Here is a 25346-nt window from a genome sequence, read left to right on the forward strand (position 1 = left end):
CTATATTTTATGTTTTGCCATGTATTGTAAATAATTCACAATGGCGTCTAACTCTTTGTCGTTCAAATGAGTGACGGCAGGCATTTTGCATTCGTTGCGGTACGACGAAGGGGCTTTTACAAACTGCTTGATGTGTTCGACTTTCCAGTACTCCGTCACGCTTTTGGGGTAATTCAGTTCTGGACCCATTTTGCCACCAACTTTATTGAGCGAATGGCACGTTAAGCAATTGACTTTAAAGAGCTCAAAACCCTTCACTTGGGTATCGTCGTCTTTGGGAAACAATACGGCTAATTCTTTTGAGGCCGCCGAAAGGCTAATTTTCACCAAATTATAAGGCCATTTGTAGCTAACATCGGCGCCTGGCACGTCGGTATAAACGATGTAAAAAGGCGCAATCTTCATTTCTCGGCCTTCTTTTGTCGGGTTTATCCAATCTTGTCCTTGGGGGGCGTCCACATCAGCCACGGCCAAAAAGGCTTTTTTACTCAATACTTTTTCCAACGCCATCGAAGGATTATAGCCGTCTTCGCACTCAAACACAATCTGCGTTTCGCTGCGGTTGAGGTTCTTGTAGGCGGGTAAAAATGTGTCCAAAATGGTTTGTAACGGAATGGCTTTGTACGTTTTCTTTTGGTGAAAAACGGGGTCGTCAGCCACAACAACGGTTTCGGGAGTGGGAAATTTCGCTTTTAAATCAGGCAAGAAAATACCCATTGAATCCACCTTCGCTACCGCAGCGGTATCGGTGTTTGTGGTGTCACTTTTGGTTTGGTTGTCTGATTGCTGTGAGCTGTTGCAAGCCGCAAAAGAAAGGGCAATGAAAGCAAAAGAGAGCCAATTTTTCATAGCAGAAGAGGGGTTGATGTACGCATTTTTGTCGCGAGGTTTTGAGAAACCTCGTCTTCGGTTTTGAGAAACCGAAGGCACGTTTAATCCTTTCCAAGTTTTGAATTTGTCGAATAACGAAACTTGGAAAGGTTGAGAATCTTATTTAATCGTTGAAAAGTCGGTCGCTTTCATGTAAACCGACTCAACTTTATTGGCAAGTTTACCATTTACTTCCGAGGCATCACGTGCTTTTACCCAATCAGGGTCAGCGCGGAAGGCGTCGAATGCTTTTTTACCTGCTTCCTCACTTGGGTGCGCCAAGATGTAGATAAGCGTATCATCTTTGCCATTGACCGTCCAGTAAGCGACGTTAGTCATACCGTGTTTTTTGAATAATTTAAGCGTATGATTGCGAAAACGTGCCAACAAATCAGGTAATTTGCCAGGGTTGGTGGTGTACGTACGAAGTTCAAAAACACGCTCTTTTTTGCTTTTTGAAGACTTGATTTTGGGAGAAAAATCGGTTGCGTCCATAAAAATGCTTTCCACTTTCGACACAATTTTGCCACTTACTTCCGATTCCGTCCGCACTTTTACCCACTCAGGGTCGGCACCAAAAGCTTTCCATGCCGCATCGCGTGCGGCACGGTCGGGGTAGGCGAGGACATAAATGAGCTTGTTTTCTTCGTGCAACGGAACCCAATAGCCAATGTTGGTCATGCCGTGTTTTTCAAAAATTTTAGTAGTATGGTTCCGAAAACGAGTCAAAAGTGCCTCCAAACGGCCAGGTTCGGTGTAATAAATGCGGGTTTCAAACAGGCGCGTATCTTGTGCCGATGCCGTGAGCACCGCAGCAAATAAAAGCATAGTGGTTAGAAATTGTTTAAACATTGTGTTTATTGGTTTATTTGTATTTTCAAAAGACACAGCAAGCGTAGTTCTATGTTTAAAAAGAGAAGTTTTATTGCATTTTTTGTGGGAGCACTGTGGGTAAGTAGCTGCACTCCTACAACCTATTTGAAAAGCGTCAAAAGGGATAGCTTTCAGTATAGTGCTCAAAGTAAACCACTTATAAGTGCGCACCGTGGTGGTGGCGATTATGCAGGGTATCCTGAAAACTGTATTGAATCATTCGATTGGCTGGCTAAACAAATGCCCGTAATTATCGAGTGTGATATTTCAATGACCAAAGATAGTGTGCTGATGATGATGCACGACGATGCCCTGGAGCGTACCACCACAGGAACAGGTAAGGTGCGGGAAGCGAATTGGGACTATTGTAAAACGCTGCAATTGGAAGACAACAAAGGAACATTAACACCTTACAAAATTCCGACTTTAGAAAAGGTATTGATGTGGGGAAAAGACAAAGTGATGTTTACGTTGGATGTGAAGCGAAGCGTACCTTTTGAGCGAGTGACGGCCTTGGTAAAGAAATACCGTGCGCATTCGTACGCGGCCATTATTACGTACAATGCTCAAGACGCTGCCAAAGTCCACCGCCTCGACCCCGAAGTGATGATTTCAGTCACGATTCGTAACCGAGAGGAGTATCAACGTCACCAAGAAGCAGGTATTCCTGATAATCGGATGATTGCGTTTGTGGGAACACGAGAACCTAACAGTGAATTGTGCCAATTTTTACACCAAAAAGGGATTCGGTGTATTTTGGGAACGCTCGGTAACCTCGACAAAATGGCGGCAGCGCGTGGCGACCAATTGTACGGAGAGTTTGTAAAACAAGGTGGCGATATACTTTCGTCGGATCGCCCGCTTGAAGCCTGGAAAGTGGTACGTTCTTTGTAAGGTAATTCTAAAAAAGAAAGAGGTATGAATGTGTTCATTTTAACGTTAAGTATGCTCTTGTGGGGACAAGACCCGCTCGAAAGTCGTTTGTCGAAAATGATGGGGAAAAGCCGAGTCGTGATGGTGTATTGCCCAAAATCGTCGGATACGGATTTTAAGGCGCAAAAAAAATGGTTGAGTGAGGTCGGGGCAGGTATTTTGGAGCGTGATTTATGCGTCGTGGATTGCGTAGAGGCTGAACTGTCTCCTGAAGATGCGGCACATTTGAAAGAACGTTTTCGCTATACTCCTAATCATTTTTGTTTTTGGTTGATTGGCAAAGACGGGGAAGTAAAACTTATCAGCTCCAAGCCCGTCAAACCCGAACAAATCTTTGGCCTCATCGACTCCATGCCCATGCGAAGGGAGGAAATGAAGCGGAATAAGTGAGCTACAACTATAGATAGCTTTTAGTAATGGAAGAAATAGCAGATAATCAAGATTTTAAAGATTTTATAGCCGACATCAAGCAACGGATTAAGGCTGCCCAATACCGTGCATTGCAGGCTGTCAATAAAGAACAAATTGCTCTTTATTGGAGTATTGGTGAGGCCATTGTGCATCGTCAAACGCAATACGGTTGGGGCAAAAGTGTGGTAGAAGTATTGGCGGCCGAGCTTCAAAAAGAGTTTATCGGTATTAATGGCTTTTCGGCTCGTAACCTTTGGAGAATGAGGGCGTTGTATACCGAATATTCGGCCAGTGCAATTCTGCCGCCAGTGGTGGCAGAAATTGGCTGGACCCACAATATCATCATTTTAGAAAAATGCAAAGACGAACACCAACGCTTTTTTTATATAGAAATGACTCGGAGGTATGGTTGGTCTAAATCGCTGCTTATCAATGCCATTGATACCAAAACCTATGAAAAAACGCTCATCAATCAGCAAAATTTTGCAGACCAACTGCCTGCCGAACAGGCTCAACACGCCGACTTGGTGTTGAGAGACGAATACACCTTTGATTTTTTGAACCTAACCGAACCCTACACAGAAATTCAATTAGAGCAAGCCCTCGTGAGCAATATCCGAGATTTTTTGGCAACAATGGGAGGTGATTTTACTTTTGTGGGCAACCAGTTTGGGGTAAAGGTAGAAGACAAAAACTACGAAATAGACCTGCTTTTGTACCATCGGGGACTGCAATGTTTGGTAGCGATTGAACTCAAAATTGATGACTTTAAGCCCGAATATGCTGGTAAGATGAATTTTTACCTCTCGGCCTTAAATGCCTACTACCGCAAACCTCACGAAAATCCTAGTATTGGGATTATTATTTGTAAAAGTAAAAGCCGTACCGTAGTAGAGTTTGCTTTGCAAGACATACAGAAGCCCATTGGCATAGCTACTTATACTCTTACTGAGACCTTGCCCAAAGAATTGGCTGCCTTTTTTCCAACCCGAGAGGCATTTGTAGAACGTATTGAAGGGATTACTGAAAACCTGAAAAAGAGAAAATGAGGGGAAATAACTTTAAATAGAAATGGGGGATGTTCAAGCTAAACCCCTTTATTAGATGATTTACTAATCCCGCACACACCTAAAACCCACCGTCGCGTTTCGTTCGAAGCCTTCGGAAACACGCAGTAAAATTTGCTGATGCGTCAGTGGCTGAGAACCACCCTGCGCGTACCACCAGCTCGATGTCGGTTTAAAGGCACTGCCACCTTTGAGCATAATGTAACGGTAATTTCCTACTTGGTACTCGTCGTTGGTCAATTGCCAAACCACTCCTTGGAGATTTTGTAAACGAGTGGTGGGTTGAGAGATAGAGTCTTGTTCGGCAGCGTATTGCCATTCTCGTTCACTGGGTAGGCGTTTGCCAGTCCATTGGGCATACGCGCGGGCATCTTCCAACGAGATGTAAACGACAGGTTTGGTTTCTTCACCTTTCTGTATTTTTCCATTTTTCCAGTGTTTTAGAAAGTTGGTAACATCTTTGGGCCTGTATTTCGTAGCAGCCAAAAATCTTCTGAAATCAGCGTTTGAAACCAAGTTTTTATCCATCAAAAATTCGCTCATTTCTTGCAGAGTTGTGTCTTTTTCAGGATAGGGTAAAAATACATCACTATGCGTGGTGATATGTCGGTAGCGGCCCGAAGGAATTAGAATTTCGTTTTTTGGGGATGATTCTGAATCAGGATGAGAAGTAGGGGATAAAAACTTTATTTTTATTGGTTCAAGCCTAACCTTGCCAGCCTGTCGTTCCAAGATAGATTCTTCGATAAGTCCATACTTATTTTTATCAAAAACCTGTACTACAATTTTACCTTCATAGAATTGTAGTTGTTCTAACTCGCTTAAAGCACAACGATAATCAGTTACGACTGGAGTTGTACTGTAGGAGGGGCTTCCTTTCCAGATAGTTACTTTATAATTGGGGGGTAGTTCACCTGCACACCACAAATCATCTGTCAAACGAAATACCTCCCTAATTTCTGCTATACAACCGACAGCTCCTTCATTATTAGTTCCCAAGTATTTTTTATGAAAAGGCTCTGTTTCGACTTCGATATACCATTTCCCTCCCTGCAAAATGGGGGTCAGTTCGCGATGATTCCATAAATCGACAAAATGATATCCTTTTCTGGGATATACTTCAAACAATGGTCCACTGAAACCTTCGGGAATCAGACTGAAAATGGTATAGATTGTTTTGGTAGAATCCTGCCATTGATTTACAAAAATACCATCGTGGGTAGTAGGAATAAGGGGGGTAAATTTATTGGAGAGAAACACCGAGCTATTTTCCCGCAGAATGCGTGTGGTTTGCCCCAAAAAACGGTAATCTTCTTCGACCCAATCTGGTGTGCCTGCCTGAAAAACGTTTAATTCGGTACCATAGCCATTGAAAAAACTGGTGGCAAACTCGCGACGAATGCGTTCTTTGAACTGCTCTGCTACGCGAAAAATGGCAAATTCGGGCTTAATAAATTTGTTTAAATTGAGCATGGGTGGGTAATAAAGCGCATTATGAACCCGCCCTGCCACAATCCCTGGCATATCTTTGGGAATGGCCATGCCTTCGCTGTACATAACCACGCCTTTGCGAACTTGGTCGGCGGCTTCTTGCAATTCTCGGCTGCTACTACCACGCGTATCAAGTACTACCCCATCGGCGCCTGTAGCGGAAATCAGTTCCGACAAGCCCTTCAAATGGCTTTTGGGGTTGTTAGTGTCGCGCGTCGATTCGTCCCAAGGGTTATAACAAATAAAAAGTTTTGTTCCTTGGGTGCGTAACTCTTGCCCCGTTTTTTTGAGCCGAGGAAGCCCTCCAGGCAGGTCTTTGAAGAGATCGAACTGATTGCGTTGGTCAATTCCCAATGTTGGCCAAGTGGGCCATATACCCACTATGTCATCACCGCCGTAGAGGTGTTCGTATCCTGTCAATGACCAGCGTTTTTGACGGGACTGCGCATTGAGAAAGCGTTTGTCCCACGCCATAAAAAGATGAACGACGTAGCTTTGACGAATCCATTGTAAATCAGGGCGTTCAAAGAGGGCGTTGTCAAAGGAAGCAAGGTCGTAGAGTTGCCGTTTTTGAAATTGCTGACGCAAGCCCTCTTGCCAGTCGCCCGAGTAAGTTTCGAGCCAAAAATGGTAGGTAACACTGCTATTGGGAGGAAGGATGGTTTCAAAACGTCGGCGAGTGGCTTTGTCCCACTTTATCCGACGCATCAGCGCACAAACCCCTTGAGATAAGGGATTTACCGCTACTGCAGAAAAACCCGACTCCCAGGCATTGTCGGGGAGAATGACGTTGACTGGACTAAAATTGGGGCGAAATAAATGAGCCCGCGAGAGTGAGTGGTTTCCAAATCCAGTAAGGTAAACGTGGTTTTGGGACTCTCCCAACGGAACCACATTGCGTAACCGGAGGGTATCGGTGGAGGTATTGGTAAAAACAAGCGTCGCTTGATAATAACTAGCTACCGAATCTAACGGGGTAAAACTGACAGAAAGTTTATTTTCTAAGCTAAAAAGCAGTTGTTTCCCCGAATTAGTGAAGCTGACTCTCTCGGTGGTGGCATATCGGTCGTTGAGAACATAAGAAAACAACGGTAAACTTGTCTCGAATGGCCGAAGCGGCTCCGACGAACCCGTAAAATGCTCAATCTGTAAGCGATTTTCATTAAAGGAAGGGCGAACGCGTTGAGCGTAGGTTCTAAAATGGAGCAAAAAAATACCCACCAAAAAAAGAGCAAATCGCATAGAAGTAGTCAGTGATGATTATCCTGCAAAGGCACACCCAGAGAAACCCTACTTCATTTTTTTGACAAACTTAAAGTGCGTGCGCTCAAGCCCTTGTCGTTCGTAGAAGCGGTGAGTATCAAGGCGTTTTTTGTTGGCGGTCACTTCCAAAATTTCAAAATTTTCATGCTGAGCTACTTCAAAAAGTTGCTGAATGAGTAGTTGTCCAATGCCCTTACTTCGGTAGTCGGGGATGACAAACATCTCTTGGATTTCGCCTACCTTGCCGCAATGATGAAGAAGCCACTGAGCGTGAACACTTGCATAGCCAACGCAGCGGTCGTGGTCGAACGCTAAAAAAAAATGACAGTCGGGGTTGAGAAGGTTACGATTGTAGATGGTGTTAAATTGTTCAAAATCAAACGTCTCTTCTTCCAGTTCGCAGAGAAATGAATAAATAAGCGTAACATCGGGGGGCGTGGCTCGACGAAGGAAAATAGAAGGCATAGAAAGTTGCGTTAAAATAAAATCCCAAAGCTTTCTTGAAGCGGCTTATTTATATCAATAAACTGGTAAGATAGGCCAGCTTCTTTACGAAGTAAATCAAAAATAGATTTACTTTTTGTATCACCCGTTACATAAAAGGTTACTTTTTCAATCTCTGCTTGCGCAAAGAGTTTTACGTCATTCGTAATCACTATACGTTCAACCGTAATTTCTTTGTTCTTACGTGCATTAAAAGCTATAAATCCACACTTCCCAGCCTTAATGGCATGTAAAATATTGTAGTTTAATGTTTGAAGGTTTTTGAGAGGAAGGTGTGTGATTTCACCTTGCACACAGTATTCCCCTACCGCTATGGAAGAGACAATAATTATGATTTGATTTTCTACAAAATACTTGAAATAAGCTACCGCATTTTTGTGTGCAGGGTCTTGAATGTTAAGTAGTTTTATAAGGAAATTTGTGTCAATAAATGCTTTTTTCATAGTAAACCTCGAATTTCAGCGAGCCATTGGTCTGCATCTTTTATATCAGTCCACGACTTGCTTGCTTCATTAATCAGATTGTCTAAATAGTCATCATCGAGACTTTGTTCGTATTCGATAAAGCCTAATAATTTAATGTCGGATTTGTCAAGTTGACCATTTTTAATATTTTGTTTTGCATGTACATGGACACCAGAATATTTATAAAGTCTATTGTCGGATTGATTGGCTAAGACTTCTTCTGTTGTTTGAATAATAACTGTACCATGTTCTTCTGTTGAAATATGTAGATTAGGGTTAGTTTTTCCACCCATACTTATTATTTTTCCGTATAAATACAGGTCTGAATCAATCCATATATTTTCACTTCTTTGGAAATTTGTATTTCTGTTTATTTCCAACTTATTGGTGTTTTTTATGGAGGATTTAATTTCTAAATCTAAGCTGTTTTTTGATGCCCACTCTTGAATATTTTCTATTGCTTTGGCTTGTGTTAAATCAATGTTGTCAATAGATTTAGTATCATTAATATTCTTAATGGTTGTATTTACCAAAATAACTTGTGATAAGTCAGTTTTAAAAATATTTCGGACGCTTCCTTCTTTGACTTCATAAGATATAATTGGGCGCTTTTTTCTGTCATTAGGATACAACAAATTCTCAACGTTTTTGAGTAATTCCACTACATGGGAAATATCAAAATCGCTTGGATGAATATCGTGTATTTTAACTTCTATGTATCCTAGGTTAGTCATATTCATTTAATCATTTTTACGGGCAAAACGGTTTCTCCGTAAGGAAAATTGCGCCACCGTTTTATTAAAACTCTTGCATTACATCCGACTCATACACCAGTGTGCCTTTGACGTTGCTGGCAGTGATGGTAACCATGGCTTTGGCTACTTTACGGGCTTCGATGGAGCGGTATTTGATAGGTATAAGCGGCCTGAGAATTTTGGACAAACCCTCGCCGATTTGCTCACCTATGCGTGTTTCGCCACGATTCCCTACAAGCAACGAGGGTCTAAAAATGAGTAATGCGTCAAAACCTATTTTTTTGAGCGTTGCTTCTACATCTCCCTTGACTCTATTGTAGTAAAACATCGACCTACTATCAGCGCCCATGGCAGTAACGATAGCAAAGCGTTTGGCCCCGTTTTGGTACCCCAACTGGGCTATTTCGATGGGATAGGTATAATCAACGCGGTAAAATGCTTCCTTAGAACCAGCTTTTTTCATGGTTGTGCCCAAACAACAAAAAATGTCGTCGCCGCAAACAACGGAGGCATCGGGGTGGTCGAAGTTAAAAATAATAGATGATAGTTTTGGATGGGTGAAATCCAATGGTTTTCTAGTGAGTGTGACTACTTCAGTATATTTTTCAGAAGCAATCAATTCAGAAATAACTTCTTTCCCTACTAGTCCACTTCCTCCTACCACTAGGGCGGTTCTTTTATCGGATGTCATGTTTATTGGGAGTGGCTAGTGCCTTTTGCATTTTTTTACATAGGTCTGTATGTCATTGGTAAATTAAGAAAAAAAACGCTTGCCTAAAGAAAATATCCCAAAAGATTTTATTAAACGGTAATTTAGCTAGAAGTCAAATTCGATGACGTCGGGGTCGTTGAGGAGGCGTTTGGTGAGCCGTTCGTGATTGTGTTCGTTGCCTTGAACAATCCATGTACCACTGATGGTATTTCCAACCCTACTTTGAGTACCTCGTTTGGCATCCAATTGCAGTTCTCGAAACAGGGCTTCATAATGCTTCAACGTTTTTTGTTGGAATTTACACACAATACGGTAGTTACGAAGTTGGTTTCGCCGTTTAATAAGGTTTTGGATGGGAACAAAGCCGTACAAAACCACCAACACAATCAAAGAGGCAACAGTCGCTAACTCGTAATAACCACTGCCCACGCCCATCCCCAGCGCTGCCGTGGCCCAGACCGTTGCTGCGGTTGTAATCCCGACCACACGATTGTTTTCTCGGAAAATAATTCCCCCACCAATAAACCCAATGCCCGTTACGATGTTGGCGGCAATGCGCCCTGCATCGCCACCTACTCGAATTGAAATGAGGGTAAACAAGGTAGAACCCACGGCAATCAAAATCATGGTACGTAACCCCGCTGACTTACTATGATACTCGCGTTCTACGCCAATGATCGACCCCAATCCTGCGGCAATAAATAATTTGAGAACGTCTTCTGTCAGAAATGTTTCCATGGATTTGCTGTTTTGGCTAAGAATTCATCAACAATTCAATCTCATCGGCTTCAATCGGAATGTGAGCCATGAGGTCGAGGTTGCCGTTTTCGGTAATGAGAATGTTATTTTCCAATCGAATGCCCAAGCCCTCTTCTCGGATGTAAATGCCAGGTTCACAGGTGAAAACCATACCAGCCTCAAAACGCCGATAACGATTTCCAACATCATGTACATCGAGGCCGAGGGCGTGCGAAGTCCCGTGCATAAAATAACGACGATACGCAGGCCAGTCGGGATGCTGATTGGCAATGTCTTGGGCCGTTAGTAGTCCCAATCCAATCAATTCACTTTCCATTACTTTAGCTACCTCGGCTTGGTATTCATCCAGTACATTACCCACCACAAGCATCGAGCGGGCGGCTTTTAATACCCGCAATACCGCGTCATATACCTGCCGCTGGCGTGCCGTAAAGCGGCCATTGACTGGGATGGTTCGGGTAAGGTCGGCGTTGTAGTTGGCATACTCGGCAGCGACGTCTAGTAGCAAAACGTCGCCGTCTTTGCATTGTTTGTTATTGGCTACGTAATGTAAGACACAAGAATCTTTGCCCGAAGCAATAATGGGCGTATATGCAAAGCCGCGCGAACGTTGACGGAGAAACTCATGGGCAAATTCGGCCTCAATTTCGTATTCCCAGACGTCGGGTTTGGTAAATTTCAACACCCTCATAAAGCCATCTCGGGTGATGTCAATCGCTTTTTGAAGCAATTCGATTTCTTGGGGCAATTTTGTGGCGCGTAAAAAAGCCATCAACGGCGCCAAGCGTTCGAGGCGATGAAGTGGGTATTTTTCTTTGAACTCTTGAATGGAGCGAGCGTCGCGGGTTTGCACTCGCGAGTCGCTGCGGGCGTGCTCGTTGGTGTTCAAATAGACATTTTCGGCTTCAAAAATGACGTGGGGAAGCACGCTTTCCCATTGGTGAGTCCAATAAATTCGGGGTACGCCTGAGCGCTCAAATGCTTGAGGAATAGTCAATTTTTCGCCTTCCCAAATGGCAATGTTTTCGTTGGTTTCTCGTACAAATAAAATCTCTCGAAACTTCGGGTCAGGATGGTCGGGAAAGAGCAACAACGTAGTTTCTTCTTGGTCGATACCCGACAAATAAAACAAATCGGAGTTTTGCTTAAAACCCATTGTTCCGTCGGCGTTGGTAGGCATGACGTCGTTGGACTGCAAAATAACCAAGCTTTTGGGCTTGAGAAGTTGGTATAAGCGTTGCCGATTTTGGATAAATAATTGAGGGTCAATGGGTGTGTAGCGCATTTGGGGATTGGGGTTTTGAAATGACTAGTGGGCAAGACACAGACCCTCCAAGTTTCCAAAACTTGGAGGGTCTAAACTGAGGATTTTGGAAGGTCTAAGCCTAAGCTTAGAGTCTCAACGCTTCGATTTCGGAAATTGTTTTTGGAATAGGGTTACCCAATAATTGAGCACCATCGGTCGTAATAAGGTAATTGTCCTCAATACGTACCCCGCCAAAGTCATAGTAATCTTTAAGGGCGTCATAATTAACAAAATCGCGGAATTTTCCCTGACTTTCCCATAAGTCGATTAATTCAGGAATAAAATACAGCCCAGGCTCAACGGTCAAAACAAAACCTGTTTCTAGTTCTTTGGCCAAACGCAGCGATTTTAGTCCTAGCAACGTACTGCGACTTAGACCGTCGCGGTAGCCAATGTGTTGTTCGCCAAGGTTTTCCATGTCGTGCACGTCCATGCCCATCATGTGGCCTACTCCGTGCGGCATAAACAAACCTGGCACGCCCAGCGCGACCATTTCGTCAACGTCGCCTTGCAATAAACCAAGAGTTTTGAGTCCCTCAGCGATGGTTTTCCAGGCAATTAAGTGGTAATCGAGGTATTTTGTGCCTGGTTGTAGGGCCGCGATGGCGTTGAGGTTGGCGTCGAGGACGATTTGATAAATCTCTTTTTGACGCTCGCTAAATTGTTTGTCAACGGGCCAGGTGCGGGTAATATCGCCTGCGTAATGCGTAGCGGTCTCTGCCCCAAAATCGCCTAATACAAGGCGGCCGCTCGAAAGACGATTGCCGTGGTAATGATTGTGCAGCGTTTGGCCATCTACCGACAAAATAATAGGGTAAGCCAAGTCGCCTCCACCTTGCAGCGCGGTGCCGTGGACAATGCCCGCAATTTCGTATTCGTACTTGCCCGACTTCGTGGCGCGAATGGCATTGAGGTGCATTTGAGCCGTAATGTTGACGGCCTTGTTAAGCTCAATTACCTCTTCGGCAGTTTTGTAAGAGCGTTGATTGACAACGGCTTTGATAAATTCAGTAGAAGCTCCATGAGCAATTTCTTGCAGGGGTTGCCCCGTCCACTCGTGAAGTTTGAAGGTATGCTCAGGGCGATAGGTTGGTAAATAATGAACAGTTCGGCCTGCGGCTAAGTGGCTTTTGAGTACACTTTCGAGTTGGGATTTGGGAAGAACCTTGGCTACCCCCACACGTTCGGCTTGCTCTTGAAGCGTAGGTTGTGGCCCTGCCCAAATGACGTCGTCGATGGTGATTTCGTCGCCAACAATCCATTCCTCCCCTGATTCTACGTCGATGAGGGCGGCTAGGCTGACTTTGTTGAGCCCAAAATAATATAGAAAAGTACTGTCTTGGCGAAAATGATAGGTGTTGTCGGCATAGTTCATGCCTGTTTCTTCATTGCCCAAAAAGAGCAAAATTCCACTATTGACTGCTTTTTTTAAGTTTTGGCGTCGTCCGACGTAGGTGTCTTTGGAAAACATAAAGGATGGAGGTTTTGTTGGCGCGCAATATTAGCCAAAAAAACGTGTTTATTGACAATTTTGGCTTGCTCGCACAAAATACCTTCTTCCATTGAGTCCAAGTTCATTGCTGGCTTGCCGAAGTGTGATTTGGTATTGGAATACCTTGCCGTCGTTGGCACGAAGCACCAACACTGGAGTGGCTCCTTGCGTGGTGACATCCCATCGGCCTTGGTCGCCCGAGCGTCCTGCATAGTTAAAATTGTCGCTGAACGTCTGTGAGGAGTAACTGGTGTCTTCTTTTTTGGTGAATTGGCCAGTACTGCACAAGTGAATGGAGAATTTATCGGACATGCCATTCGCGGTATTGAGGTAGAGTAGCTCTTTGCCCTTGAGCTTGGCTTTCCATTGTTCGGCCAAGGCCGAGGTTTGGGGTTTTGAAAAAACAACGGTACTGGCAATGCTACGGAGGGTATTGGTCAGGGCGTCGTTGTAGAGCGAAGCGGGTGCTACGCAGGAAATATTAATCCCGCCACCGTGCGGCGAAATGAGCGAAATCGTGGCAATGGTAAAGGGTTTCCCTTGGATAGTTCCGTTAAAAAATACCCAAGCTCCCGAATCGCTGTACGGATCAACCCGAGCATTGAGGTAAGTGTTTGAGTTGGCATCTTGAACTCCTTGGGTGTCTTTTTTGAGGTCTGCCAGCGAGTTATAATTATGGGGAGAAACCGTGATGGCTACTTGCTGGTCGCCTCGTCCGAAGGCATACCCGCCGTTGTTTTGCTGCATTTGCCAACCCGACGGAGCATTGAACGCATACCCCAAAAATGCGTCGCTTAATCGTTGCCCATTGCTCTTCGCAGCGGATGACGACGGGGCGGAAGCTGTTGGCGCGGAAGATTGCGCGGTGGCTTGAGAGGAAGCAGCGGTTCGTTTCATCGGGATGTTAACTCCTTCGGTAGTAAGAATGTATTCACCTGAGTTCTTTACAAGGGTAAATCCGATTTTTCGCCCCGTATCAAAATATACGCCCGAAAGCCCTCCTTTTACGAGGGTAGCTTCACAGCCATAACGCTGGTTTTGGGCGGTGAATTCGCCTTTAAACAAGCCGTTTTGTTGGTTAATGGAAAGTTGAATTCCCGTTTGGCTACTAACAAAAATTCCCACAAAATCGGCAGCGGTTTGTGACATGGCAACAAAAGAAATAAAGTGAAATGAAACTAAAAAAGTGAAAAGGCGGAAGTTCATGTGAAGTAGGAGTTACGGGCTTTTAATGACGAATATATCACATTTTGCTAGCGGTTTCTTGTTCGTGTCGGCGGTTTCTCAAAACCGCCGCGCAAAGGGTTTTTACAAACTTGCGAAACTGGGTTTTGAGAAACCCATGGCGCGATGTGAGCATCGCTTAGCACGTTTCGTGTTGGCGGTTTCTCAAAACCGCCGCGCTAGGGATTTTTACAAATTTGCGAAACTGGGTTTTGAGAAACCCGTGACGCGATGTGAGCATCGCTTAGCACGGTTCGTGTCGGCGGTTTCTCAAAACCGCCGCGCAAAGGATTTTTACAAACTTGCGAAACTGGGTTTTGAGAAACCCGTGGCGCGATGTGAGCATCGCTTAGCACGTTTCGTGTCGGCGGTTTCTCAAAACCGCCGCGCAAAGGTTTTTTACAAATTTGCGAAACTGGGTTTTGAGAAATCCGTGACGCGATGTGAGCATCGCTTAGCACGTTGTTGTGTCGGCAGTTTCTCAAAACCGCTGCGTAAAGGGTTTTTACAAATTTGCGAAACTGGGTTTTGAGAAACCCGTGGCGCGATGTGAGCATCGCTTAGCACGGTTCGTGTCGGTGGTTTCTCAAAACCGCCGCGCACAGGGTTTTTACAAATTTGCGAAACTGGGTTTTGAGAAACCCGTGGCGCGATGTGAGCATCGCTTAGCACGTTTCGTGTTGGCGGTTTTGAGAAACCGCCGCGCTAGGGGTTATCAAAAACAACCTGCCCCGACGATACACGGTATTTTTTACTGATAAATGTACTGCCCGACATCGAAGGACCACTGCTATAAACCACTTCTACAATCATGAATCGGTACGAGCTGTAGGGAGGATTTCTGACGGGCACAGCAATTTTATTTACGGCGAGCTGGCCATTATTCAGGGTATATTGGGCTGGAACGGCTGACCCCACTCGTAAGTCATTTTCTCCGCCGAGTATCCCCGTCTCAATGGTTTCATTTTGGGATAGATACACGTTGAACGTCAAATCGTCGATGGGTGTTGAAGGCGAGGCGTGAAAAACGAAGATTTCGGGGCCAAGGTTTTTAATGGAATACTTGAAAGGTATCGAAGCGATTGAACAGCTGCCAAAAATTACATTTTCAAGCTTTAGGGTGCTGTTGACCGTTTTTTGGCCAAATACCGAAAATGTAATGGCTGATAAAAGAAGCAAACTAAGAGATTTCATGGGAGAAAAAAAGAGAGTTTGGTTACCGCATCATACAAGCAATGCTTGCGACAGGAACCAGTGATTTGAAACTGAAATTTTGCCCGTAAAGGGTTCGTACGCCGTAACTTAACATGACATTGCGGCTAAAACGCCAGTCACCACCGTAGGCCAAGGTAACACTTTTGAAAGAAAATGGATTGTGCGGATCGCGGGTGAGGACCTCGGCAAAAAAGTTAAACTTGGGGCTGCCGTAGCGCAAACTCGCTCCCAGAAAATACTCCTGTTTAATCGTCGCTTTTACTCCGCTAAAACTCGTATAACGAACCATCCCCGTCAGAAGCCACTTGCGCCCAATGCCTACACAACCGTTGATCCAAGCCGAAAGACCATCTTGTACCAAATTCAAACTGTCCAGTTTTAGGTTGTCATACAGGTAGGATTTACCGACGGCTACATCGACAAACGACGCGTTCCAATGTTCTTTCAGGTAGAGGGTTGTCAGTTGCGTAATTCGGTCTTTTTGAAGTTTTTCTAAAGTTTGAATTTTAGTTTGAAGCAGGTCTAACTCCTTCAATACCAGCATTTTTGTTTCGAGGTATTCATTGGTAGTGGGAAGGCGCTTTAGGCTATCTTCCAATTGCGTAACGAGTCCCTTCAGTTGACTCTGTTGTTCGTAAAACTCCTCCGTTGGGCCGCGATAGAGGGCGGGTACGTCGAGGGGATCGTGGCTACGAAAAAGCGTCACTTTTACGGCTCCTGCCAGTCGGCGATTGAGGTCATCATCTTCCACCGTTCCTGCCGAAATATCAATGGTCGATAGCATCTTGGCCAATTTCGAGGCCGATTGGTATTTCAACAAGTTGGGGCGGTTGTAAAAAATCTCCCAAATTGGCTGCGCCTGAATCGCAATATTAGGTTTAAGTCGCCAGCTTTGGAACGACCAGTCCACCTTAAAATCGCGGATATTGCCAGGTTTGATGACCTGAGCGGGCGTTACTCCCAGTAAGTCAAATGCGGCCGAGGTTGGAATAGAAAATTCCAATGGTTTGGAGGCATTGAGACTCGGAATTGGGTTTTCGTCGCTTTGGGCCAATGCAGAAATAGCGTATCCCCAAATTACGATAAAAAAATACCAAAAACGCATGATTGTAGAAGTTCAAATGTGAAAAAGTTGGTTTGCCAAAAAGTCCTAAAACCTCGTTTTAAATTCGGCACTTGTATTTCTCCCGCCGTCTCGCTCATAAACACTGACGCGAATCCCCCAAACCCAGTCAGGAAATTGAACATTTTCGGCTTTGAGCCGAACTTGGTACGACGCGGGCTTGGTAGGAGCTGTAGGTTTGTCAAACTTTGGCCCAAAAACATCCTCTACGGGTATTTTTTTGATGCTGTTTCGTAGGGTTAAATGCTGAGTTGATAACTGTTTGGTAAGTTTGGCAGCATTGATGACCGTCACGGCACTGCTCAAAGGCGGATTGGGATTTTGGTACATGGTGTACCACTCCTGCGAACTTCCCGAGGGGCAATTGTCCATGTCTGTGGCTGAGCGAGCACAGGCAAAAGAGATTTCAGAGACTTCGAGTTGTACAGCTTGAATCTGTTGTGCCAAAAAATTGGCAGAGGTCGATTTTAACACAACTTCTACCGTGTATTTGTCACTTTCTTTGATTCGGTTCTTTTGGGAAGTAGTCAAGCACGAGTTCGTATTTTTACAAACAGTAACTTGTTCAATGGTATAGTTTTCGGCAGGAGGAGCCAGATAGCTGACCATTGTCGTTAGGAGGAGACCGAGGCTGATGATTTTCATGTGAATAAGGGCTATAAGCGAAAGAGAAAGTAGAGCTTACGTGTGTTGGTAAGCTCTACAATGGATTGATTACAAATGGATTATATGCAGCCAAGTGCGCAGATACCAATGCAAACACCGCAACTTACCCCCGCACAAACCCCAAACGTAATCGCTAATACAGGAAAAGAAAGACCTCCTGTCGGCGCAGCAGTAGCTACTGCCAAGATAGCCGTTGCACCTCCACATACGGCAATGGAGGCCAAGCATCCCGTTCCGCAGTCTGAGGGTACGTCAAAACGGATGCCTTTCGCATCAACGACTGTTCGTGAAGTACCACGTACACATTTTCTAAAACAACGGCCCCAGCTTTGGGCTTTTTGAAGTTTGCCAGAGGCATCCGCAAAAAATTCTTCTGATAACTCCAAGGCTTTGTCTAAATCTTCAACTCCCTCAGGATAAATCAAATAGGCTTTGTAAACTTCGTCGCCTACTTTGCGCCAAACCATGGTGCCGCCTTGGCCTTTTTTGCTTTTTGGATTGTAGAAATCGAACGCACAAAATAGTACGTCTTGTAATTTTCCATCAGATGTTTTTGCTTGCCCCTTAAAACCCCAAGCGGCTTTTTCGTGCTTGATGCGCTCAAAACTTCGGCTACTCATGGTGGCGGAGAGGTTTTTCCAGCCTGCATCTTTCGAAAATGTAGCCATCATTCCTTCCATTTCTTTGGGAGAAAACTGATAGTAATTGTCTATTTGTTTTTGGGCAAAAACACTGGAAACAAAACATACCAAAACAAAAAATAACCCGACGAATTTGAATGAACTTTTCATGTGAATAGTGTTTAAGTGTTAAAATGATTAGAAAAACTGGGTTATAGAGGTGCAATCATAAAATGCAGTTGAAGGTGAGACGTACGGTCGTAGCAATGAATCGTGCGGCGAACCGTACTGTTGATTTCGGATAAATAAATGCGGTGCTGCTCGGTGTTGTATTTTCGGCCTGAACTTTGGCTGCTGAGCGAAACAGTAACGGCAAAATTGGCTTGCTTTTGGTCGCAGGTTGGAATGTCAAAAACCAGCGATTGGTTCAAAACAATAGGGGTATTTTCTTTGATTTTGACGTAGTTGTCGCCAGTACGCTCAAACAGTTTTAGGGTGCGTTCGCGGCTGTCAAAAGAGGTGCCCGTCTGGTTGTCGTTGGCATTACAAAATGCCCCTACCCACACCGACCCGTACAGGTTGTCGGAGCCGCCGATGCTTCCTGACTCTACCAATGAAATCTTCTCGAGCGTCACCCGATAGCTGCGCGGAGGGTTGCTCCAAGCTTGATCGAAGACGAGAAAAAAGGTGAGCATCAGGATTTGCCATTTCATTCTTTTATGCTGTTTGAGTAAATCAACAGCACAAAATTGCTATACGAAAGGGCGCGAAAAAACATCCCTAAAGGGGAGAAGTGAAAAATCCCCCGTGGGGGGGAGAAAACAGGGGAGCATGCAAAGTTAATCGTTATCTGTTAACCGTTAATATTCACAACTGGTAAGTAGTTGGGCAAAAGTTTTAGTGTGTTAGTAAGTTTATGTTGCTTCGGACAGGGCCGCCTGTGCGGAAGCATAACAAAGCATCAAGTTATGCTTCTCCGAAGCAAAAATTAAAAAATTACCTATTGCTACTACAAATGTTGCGCCTCTACCGAGGCTACTTTGAATTACTCTAAAACTTTTGCTTTATTATTTAACGGTTAACAAAGCGCAGCGGCGCACCGCAACAATTAACCGCGTAAGCACTCAGGGCTGAATCAGTCCGTTTTCGAGGGCGTATTTGACCAAGGCAGACGTATTTTTGAGGTTGAGTTTATGAAGAATATTTTTGCGATGGCTCACGACCGTCGATTCGCTTACAAATAGCCGTTCGGCAATTTCGGCGCTGGTAAGCCCTTCCACTAATAAAGGTAAAACCTCCTTTTCCCGCGAAGTCAACAACTCGATGGGGTTGAGGTGATAGGCCGAACGCGCAGGGGCTGTTGCGGCAGTTTTGCGCCGTAGTAACGTATCCAAAATCGCGGGTGACGAATAAAATTGCCCTTTTTCAATCGTTTCAAACGCATTGGCAAGTTCGCTTGAACCTGTGTTTTTTAACACATACCCATCCACGCCCGCCCGAATCATCTGTTGGATATTGCTGTAATCGTCGTGCATCGTAACGGCAATTACCTTGATGGTTGGGTTGATTTTTTTGAGCTGGGCCGTTGCCTTTACGCCGTCGCAATGGGGCATGTTGATATCCATCAATACCCAATCAGCATGGGTGCTTTGGGCTACTTCAACGGCAGTATCTCCGTTGGAAGCTTCTCCCACAATTTCGACGTTGGGTATCTGCGAAAGCACGTAGCGCAGTCCTTCCAAAAACAATTTGTGGTCGTCAACAATCAACGTTTTACGGGTCATAATGCGTAAAGTTAGTGGTGGGGGATTTCGATCGTAACATGCACACCGCGCTGGGGGGCGGTATCAAAATGGAGTTGCCCTTTGAGCAATTGGACGCGATTTTCAATATTTTGCAACCCAAAACCCGACGATAACGGTTGTCGCTCAAAACCGCGCCCGTTGTCTTCGTAAATGATGACCCAGTGCGCGTCGCGTTGGAGCAATTGCAGCGTAATGTGCGTAGCTTCGGCGTGTTTTAGGGTATTATTTATCAATTCCTGAATGATGCGAAAAAGGTTGATTTCGATGACTTCGGGGAGTTTTTCGGGGAAATCTAGCCACAAAAGCTCAAATTTTACCAAACCTACCGCGTTGAGTTTGGAATTGACTTCTTCCACGGCCACGCGTAAGCCTTCCTCAAACAGAAGTTTGGGATTCAAATCGCGCAACAAATTACGGATGTCGGCAATGGCTTCGTTGAGCAAGGGAGTTAATTTGGAAGCCCGACTGTTTTGGGAAATATCTATTTCGGACAAATACATCTGTAAGGTCGAAAGACGCATTCCCAAATCGTCGTGTAGTTCGGTGGCCAATTGTTTTCGTTCGGCTTCTTGGGTTTTGATGATTAGCTCTAAGCGTTCGCGTTGTTGGCGTTGGAGTTGCTGAATGCGCCAGCGATAGAAGCCAATCCCAATGCCAATCAGCAACAACAAATTGAGCAATCGGAACCACCACGTTTGCCAAAAAGCAGGAAGCACGGTGATTTTCAGACGGCGTACTTCGTCGCTCCAAAAACCGTCGCCGTTTGATGCTTTTACCTCAAAAATATACTCCCCAGGAGGCACCTGCACGTACCTGACTAGGTTGTCTGGAGTGGTGTTCCAATTGTCCTCTAAGTTGACCAGTCGGTATTGATAGTTGTTTTTTCCACTACTGAGGTAATCAATGGCAATAAAACCCAACGAAAACGTGTTTTGGTCGGCCTTGAGTGTCAGTTCGCTGGTTTCGCCAATGTACTGTGGAAGCTGGGCAGGTTGGTAATTTATCTCAAAATGAGTGAGTTGGATTTGCGGTTGAAAGGTGTTTGTGCGTATTTCGTTGGGACGGAAATAAGTGAACCCATTAGTGCCGCCAAAGTAAAAAACGCCCTCGCTGTCGGCCATGTACGAGCGGTTGTTGAACTCATAACCTTGCAGCCCATCGCTAACGTGGTAGTTGCGAAACTGGCGCGTATCGGGATTAAAACTACTCAGTCCACGGTTGGTGCTGAGCCAAAGGTTGTGCTGAGAGTCGAGCAACAGCCCATAAATGTAGGCATTGGCCAGGCCATCTTTGGCCGTAAATTTCTGAACGATGCGCCCGTTTTGGTAGTTCAGTAGCCCATTGTTTGTGGCAATCCACCAACAATTACGATAGGCATCTTTGCGGAGTGCAAGGGCATTTCCTCCCACCAAAACCGTTGCTTGTGGGAACCATTCATGGTTCCGAAGGGTGCCTTTCCAGCATCCTTCGTTGAAGCGAGTGAGCCAAAGTTCGCCTGGGGTAGGCTGGTCAATCCAAAGAATGCTGATGTTTTCTAACCCTTTGATGGGAATGAAAACTTTCTTGGATTTATCAAACAAGAAAAGCCCATTTTCGGTACCAACGAGCAAGTGCGCGGCATCCCATTCGGCCAAGCACCGAAAGATATTGTCGCCCATGTTTTTCTTAGTTGTCAGAAAATAACTTTCAAAAGCCCCGTCACCGAGGTATTTGGCGAGACCGTTGTAGGTAGCAATCCAAAGCTGTTGTTGGGTGTCACGAAAAAAATGGTAAATCGAAGAACTTGGCACTGAACGAGGGTTGGCTGGGTCGGATTTAAAGCATTTTTCGACCAACCCTGTTTGTTTGTTCCAAACGTTGATGCCGCCTTGTTCTGTCCCAACCCACACCTGATTTTTATCCATTTCAATCATCGTCCGAACGTTGGGGTCGCTGAGGGAGTTTTGGGCTTCGGCCACGTATTTGATGCTCCGAAATTTTTTGCCCGTTCCAATGAGCAAATTAATGCCAAGGGGGTCGGGGTTTGCCCAAACGAGCCCGTCTTTTGAGATATAAACCGAAGAAATGGTGTTGTTGCTGAGGCTGTTATTGTCATTTTTTTGGTGAATAAACGGCTGCGCTTTACCGTCTTTCGATAGCCTAAATAGACCGCTTGAGCTGGTAGCAAGCCAAATATCCCCGTCGGGCGATTCGTCCAAATCGTAAATTTCGTTTAATTCTATGCCATTGAGATGGGTAATGTGTTTGAAATCAGTGGTTTTTGGGTCGAAAATCGTCACGCCGTTGGAATGGCTGAGGTACATCAAGCCTTCTTTGGTCATCAATATTTTTAAAATACTGATGGGATTGCCTGTGATGTTTTTGGGATGTTTGCTAAAAAAATAGCGCATCTGCCGACTACTCGTATCGTACTGCATGAGTCCTTCGGAAAGGCTTACCCACAAGCGCCCGTCTTTCCCAAATTTGGTGGCATTTGACACCGACAAAAGCCCTAAGTCGTACGAAACGTCGGCGAGGAGGACGGTTTTTTGTTGTGTGTCATAATTAAGTTTTACGATGCCTTCCGACTCTGACCAATACCAGACAAAAGGAGGGCGTACGGCAAACGGGCTGCAAGCCGAGGGTGTTTTACGCTCGGGCGCGCTCGCGAAAAATCGAAAGTCGTCGGTTTGGCGTTGGTAGAGGTTCAGGCCATAATCAGTGCCCAGCCACAGGTCGCCGTTGGGCGCTTCAATCATCGAGTTGACGAAGCCTCCGTGGAGGGCGTTGGGCTGGTCGGTATCCGAATAATACACCTTAAAGTGATGGCCATCGTAGCGGTTGAGGCCGTCTTGCGTTCCAAACCACATAAACCCGCGCGAATCTTTGAGCATGGCATAGACCGAACCTTGCGAAAGCCCTTTGTCGGTGCCTATTCGTTCAATTTGATAGGTTTGACCGAAAAGGTGCAGACTGAGTCCAATATACCAAACTAAAAAAAAGATTTTGCGCATGAGAGCGTAGCGGAAAGGGTTCAGAAAACACTACTAATGTACGGGTGAAAACGAAAAAGAAGGCGCGGTGGTCGCTAAAAAATCTGCTTTCTGCCGCAGATTGGGTGAAATTTAAGAAGTAGTGTATAAAAATTTAGACTTATTTCTTTATTTTGTTGAATTATTGCCAATGTATGAGCTGGCAGTTTTTCTTAACTTATAGACTAAATCTTCGTTATGTACCAAAAGGGCGGTTGTTTGTTGTTGCTTTGGATGTGGGGAGTCGTTACCGCATCTGCTCAAACCAAGTACTGGGTGTTTTTTAAAGACAAAAACCCCCATGACGCCCCTGCTGTGTCGGCTAAGACGCTCGAAAACCGCCGCCTGCAAGGACTTACGGAGTCGGACGAAACCGATTTGCCCGTCAATAAAGAATACCTAAAACAACTCCAAAGCCTTCAGTGCCAGCCCGTCATAGCCTCTCGTTGGCTCAATGCCGTTTCGGCTACCATTCCTGCGCAGCAATTGGAGGACGTCAAGCAGCTTTCGTTTGTAGAAAAAATTCAGCCCATGGACGGGCGTTTTTACATTGCCAAAACCAACGCGCGTCGCCGTTCTACGATGGCACCTGTGATGACCCAAATTCAGGCGGATGAATTTAAAAAAGTGGGTCTGACGGGCAAAGGCATTACGATTGGGGTGATTGATGCTGGTTTTTTTGAAGCAAAAGAGAGCCATTACCTCAAACATGTATTTGACAACAACGCGATTTTGGACAAACGCGATTATGTAAACCCACCTTTGACCCACTCGGATGCGTTTTACAAAACCCAAGAGACATTTTCTGATTTTCACGGAACGGAAGTAATGAGTGCCATCACGGGCACAAGTCGCACCGAAAATACCCAAAGTGGTTTGGCCATCGATGCCCGATTTTACCTCGCTCGCACCGACCACGGAACGCGTGAGTGGCGCGGAGAAGAAGACAATTGGGTGGCGGCGATGGAATGGATGGATAGCTTGGGGGTGCGCCTCATTAATACCTCGTTGGGGTATGCGCAAGGGTTTACTGATCCCAAAGAAAATTACTTGATTTCGCAAATGGACGGGCAGACGAGCGTAATAAGTCGCGCAGCCCAAATCGCAGCCGACAAGAAGGGGATATTGGTGGTGGTGTCGGCAGGAAATGAAGGCGACGACCCAAGTTGGCGCATTATTTCTACCCCCGCCGATGCGCAGGGCGTTCTTTCGGTGGGTGCAACCAATCAGCGTTTCTGGAACCGAATCGGATACAGCAGCATTGGCCCCGAATATTTGTCGTACCTCAAACCCAACGTTTCGTGCTTCTCGCTGTACGGTACCTCCTTGGCGGCACCTGTCATTACGGGTTTTGCGGCTTGCTTGATGCAGGCCAATCCCGCGTTGAACAACAAACAATTGATTCAAATCATTGAAAAATCAGCACATTTGTACCCTTATGGTAACAATTTCGTGGGTTATGGCGTGCCTTTGGCATCGCGGGCTTTAGGGCTTGTTCAAAATTCGGCCGAAGCCAGTGCCACTTATGCCAAAGAAGTCAAAGCAGAAGGTCTTACATTTATTTTGAAAATTCCCGAAGCGGGCGATATGGTTTCTTTGTTCCATAAAAAAAGTCCCACACACGTACTTTCGCAAGAAATTGTACGGGTGCGGGACGGCCAACTCACACTCAAACGCCGTGACGGTGAAACACGTACCACCGTTGACCTCAAAAATGAGGTGATTGAGGTGATTTGGGAGTGATGTTACAGTTTTTCGCCTGCCTTCAAGATGTTCTCTTGATCTCCAAAATCAGGGTTATTATAAATAGCTACGCCGTTGTGGTGCTCCGTGATGGGTTTCTGAGCGGGGCGGTGGCGGTGAAAAGGCAATGCTTCCTCTGTTGAATAATGGCAAACGTACGATTTACGAGTCTGTTCAGGATTACCGATAATATCGCCGCCGTGGGCCAACGCCGCGTGCCAGATGAGTACATCACCTCGCTTAATGAGCAGCGTATCTTTGGGGTAGTTTAGTTCTGCGCACGTTTTGTCTAAATATTCTGCAAATTCAAGCGGCGTTCGAGTAGAGCGCTGGTTATAAACAATGCCGTTTCCAAAATTGAACTTAGGCATTTTGTGCGAACCTATGTAGTAGTAAAGTGGGCCAGAATCAATTTTGATGTCTTCGAGCGGAATCCAAGCTGCTGCCAAATGGCTCGGCATTTTGGCCGTTACCCACGGGAAATCTTGGTGCGTAGGCTGCTGGCTTCCGTACAAAAAAGTAAGGCTTTGCATCACCACGGTTTTTTGCTGGAAAATAGCATCCAAAAACGTTACAATGGCTGGGTGAGTCATCAACTTCTTTCCTGCCACCGATAGATTATGGAAATCGTTGAGTTTTACATACTTCCCTTTTAGCGCTTCTTTGGGAAATTCCCCAATTTGGCGTTCGCGGACGGGGTCGAATTGGGGAAGGTCAATCCGCGTCCAAATTTTATACTTTGTAGGATTTTCTAATAACTCTTCCACATCCGACCAAAAAACGTTCAGTAATTCTGCTTGAATGGCTTGCTCTAAAACGACATAACCATTTTTCTGCCAAAACTTTAGCTTTTCCGCTAAGTCGTAGGATACCTCGAATGGAGGCTGATAATCTTTGATAAAAGTATCAATGCTTGCATCCGTGCGGTCAATCCAAGGAAGCGTGGCAGCATCAAACTCTGTTTGGGGAAATAACTGTTCTTTGACAGTAAGCGCTTTTTGCTTAATTTGAGATAATACACCCATGATAGAAAGTGGAT

Annotated in this window: 24 protein-coding genes; 5 read left to right on the plus strand and 19 right to left on the minus strand. The window is 45.2% G+C overall.

Annotation, left to right across the window (positions count from 1 at the left end):
- Both AC23N5_RS08470 and AC23N5_RS08475 read right to left on the minus strand, forming a co-directional pair.
- The gene (locus tag AC23N5_RS08470) at positions 1 to 849 is read right to left on the minus strand and encodes a c-type cytochrome (RefSeq protein WP_487755216.1); all 849 of its coding nucleotides are present in this window, start codon (positions 847 to 849) and stop codon (positions 1 to 3) included.
- 141 nt (positions 850 to 990) lie between these two features.
- Positions 991 to 1722, minus strand: a complete 732-nt coding sequence (locus AC23N5_RS08475; protein WP_487755217.1) for an NIPSNAP family protein — start codon at positions 1720 to 1722, stop codon at positions 991 to 993.
- A gap of 51 nt (positions 1723 to 1773) precedes the next feature.
- On the opposite strand from AC23N5_RS08475, the gene AC23N5_RS08480 reads away from it, so the two are divergent.
- Genes AC23N5_RS08480 through AC23N5_RS08490 form a run of 3 tightly spaced genes read left to right on the plus strand, consistent with a single transcriptional unit; the run spans position 1774 to position 4136 of the window.
- Positions 1774 to 2637: a glycerophosphodiester phosphodiesterase family protein gene (locus tag AC23N5_RS08480; RefSeq protein ID WP_487755218.1), complete on the plus strand. Its 864-nt coding sequence runs from the start codon at positions 1774 to 1776 to the stop codon at positions 2635 to 2637.
- 24 nt (positions 2638 to 2661) lie between these two features.
- Positions 2662 to 3066, plus strand: a complete 405-nt coding sequence (locus AC23N5_RS08485; protein ID WP_487755219.1) for a DUF4174 domain-containing protein — start codon at positions 2662 to 2664, stop codon at positions 3064 to 3066.
- Positions 3067 to 3092: 26 nt separating this feature from the next.
- Positions 3093 to 4136 (plus strand): PDDEXK nuclease domain-containing protein, encoded by a 1044-nt coding sequence (locus AC23N5_RS08490; RefSeq protein WP_487755220.1) that lies wholly within the window; start codon positions 3093 to 3095, stop codon positions 4134 to 4136.
- 63 nt (positions 4137 to 4199) lie between these two features.
- On the opposite strand, the gene AC23N5_RS08495 is transcribed toward AC23N5_RS08490, so the two are convergent.
- The 9 genes from AC23N5_RS08495 to AC23N5_RS08535 form a co-directional block, all read right to left on the minus strand.
- Positions 4200 to 6887 (minus strand): formylglycine-generating enzyme family protein, encoded by a 2688-nt coding sequence (locus AC23N5_RS08495; protein ID WP_487755221.1) that lies wholly within the window; start codon positions 6885 to 6887, stop codon positions 4200 to 4202.
- Positions 6888 to 6935: 48 nt separating this feature from the next.
- Positions 6936 to 7373: a GNAT family N-acetyltransferase gene (locus AC23N5_RS08500; protein WP_487755222.1), complete on the minus strand. Its 438-nt coding sequence runs from the start codon at positions 7371 to 7373 to the stop codon at positions 6936 to 6938.
- A gap of 11 nt (positions 7374 to 7384) precedes the next feature.
- Positions 7385 to 7855, minus strand: coding sequence for a hypothetical protein (locus AC23N5_RS08505; RefSeq protein WP_183973380.1), 471 nt, complete (start codon positions 7853 to 7855; stop codon positions 7385 to 7387).
- Entirely contained in the window at positions 7852 to 8610 is a 759-nt protein-coding gene (locus AC23N5_RS08510; protein WP_183973382.1) for a hypothetical protein, read from the minus strand. The genes AC23N5_RS08505 and AC23N5_RS08510 overlap by 4 nt, the downstream gene beginning before the upstream one ends.
- Positions 8611 to 8674: 64 nt before the next feature.
- Positions 8675 to 9322, minus strand: coding sequence for an oxidoreductase (locus AC23N5_RS08515; RefSeq protein WP_487755223.1), 648 nt, complete (start codon positions 9320 to 9322; stop codon positions 8675 to 8677).
- A 126-nt stretch (positions 9323 to 9448) separates the two neighbouring features.
- Positions 9449 to 10081, minus strand: coding sequence for an MgtC/SapB family protein (locus tag AC23N5_RS08520; RefSeq protein ID WP_183973386.1), 633 nt, complete (start codon positions 10079 to 10081; stop codon positions 9449 to 9451).
- A gap of 16 nt (positions 10082 to 10097) precedes the next feature.
- A complete protein-coding gene (locus AC23N5_RS08525) occupies positions 10098 to 11387 on the minus strand; it encodes an aminopeptidase P N-terminal domain-containing protein (RefSeq protein WP_487755224.1) in 1290 nt (429 codons plus the stop codon).
- 106 nt (positions 11388 to 11493) lie between these two features.
- Positions 11494 to 12879 (minus strand): aminopeptidase P family protein, encoded by a 1386-nt coding sequence (locus AC23N5_RS08530; protein WP_487755225.1) that lies wholly within the window; start codon positions 12877 to 12879, stop codon positions 11494 to 11496.
- 48 nt (positions 12880 to 12927) lie between these two features.
- Positions 12928 to 14049, minus strand: coding sequence for a hypothetical protein (locus tag AC23N5_RS08535; RefSeq protein ID WP_487755226.1), 1122 nt, complete (start codon positions 14047 to 14049; stop codon positions 12928 to 12930).
- An 82-nt stretch (positions 14050 to 14131) separates the two neighbouring features.
- Here AC23N5_RS08535 and AC23N5_RS08540 point away from each other — a divergent pair, with 82 nt between their 5' ends.
- On the plus strand, positions 14132 to 14656 hold the full coding sequence (locus tag AC23N5_RS08540) for a hypothetical protein (protein WP_487755227.1): 525 nt from the start codon (positions 14132 to 14134) through the stop codon (positions 14654 to 14656).
- A gap of 173 nt (positions 14657 to 14829) precedes the next feature.
- Here the strand turns inward: AC23N5_RS08540 and AC23N5_RS08545 are convergent, their stop codons facing one another.
- The 7 genes from AC23N5_RS08545 to AC23N5_RS08575 form a co-directional block, all read right to left on the minus strand.
- Positions 14830 to 15318 carry a hypothetical protein gene (locus tag AC23N5_RS08545; RefSeq protein ID WP_487755228.1) on the minus strand — a complete coding sequence of 163 codons (489 nt, stop codon included), beginning with the start codon at positions 15316 to 15318 and terminating at the stop codon, positions 14830 to 14832.
- Positions 15319 to 15340: 22 nt separating this feature from the next.
- A complete protein-coding gene (locus AC23N5_RS08550; protein ID WP_183973396.1) occupies positions 15341 to 16444 on the minus strand; it encodes a hypothetical protein in 1104 nt (367 codons plus the stop codon).
- A gap of 45 nt (positions 16445 to 16489) precedes the next feature.
- Positions 16490 to 17107, minus strand: a complete 618-nt coding sequence (locus AC23N5_RS08555; protein ID WP_487755229.1) for a hypothetical protein — start codon at positions 17105 to 17107, stop codon at positions 16490 to 16492.
- 80 nt (positions 17108 to 17187) lie between these two features.
- Entirely contained in the window at positions 17188 to 17919 is a 732-nt protein-coding gene (locus tag AC23N5_RS08560; RefSeq protein ID WP_183973400.1) for a hypothetical protein, read from the minus strand.
- A gap of 41 nt (positions 17920 to 17960) precedes the next feature.
- Positions 17961 to 18461 (minus strand): hypothetical protein, encoded by a 501-nt coding sequence (locus AC23N5_RS08565; RefSeq protein WP_487755230.1) that lies wholly within the window; start codon positions 18459 to 18461, stop codon positions 17961 to 17963.
- 411 nt (positions 18462 to 18872) lie between these two features.
- Positions 18873 to 19532 carry a response regulator transcription factor gene (locus AC23N5_RS08570; protein ID WP_487755231.1) on the minus strand — a complete coding sequence of 220 codons (660 nt, stop codon included), beginning with the start codon at positions 19530 to 19532 and terminating at the stop codon, positions 18873 to 18875.
- A gap of 11 nt (positions 19533 to 19543) precedes the next feature.
- Entirely contained in the window at positions 19544 to 22546 is a 3003-nt protein-coding gene (locus AC23N5_RS08575) for a ligand-binding sensor domain-containing protein (protein ID WP_487755232.1), read from the minus strand.
- Positions 22547 to 22762: 216 nt separating this feature from the next.
- On the opposite strand from AC23N5_RS08575, the gene AC23N5_RS08580 reads away from it, so the two are divergent.
- Positions 22763 to 24307 (plus strand): S8 family serine peptidase, encoded by a 1545-nt coding sequence (locus AC23N5_RS08580; RefSeq protein WP_487755233.1) that lies wholly within the window; start codon positions 22763 to 22765, stop codon positions 24305 to 24307.
- Positions 24308 to 24309: 2 nt separating this feature from the next.
- On the opposite strand, the gene AC23N5_RS08585 is transcribed toward AC23N5_RS08580, so the two are convergent.
- Positions 24310 to 25332, minus strand: coding sequence for a phytanoyl-CoA dioxygenase family protein (locus AC23N5_RS08585; RefSeq protein WP_487755234.1), 1023 nt, complete (start codon positions 25330 to 25332; stop codon positions 24310 to 24312).
- Positions 25333 to 25346 lie beyond the last annotated feature (14 nt).

The organism is Runella sp. R5_40 (assembly GCF_057652295.1).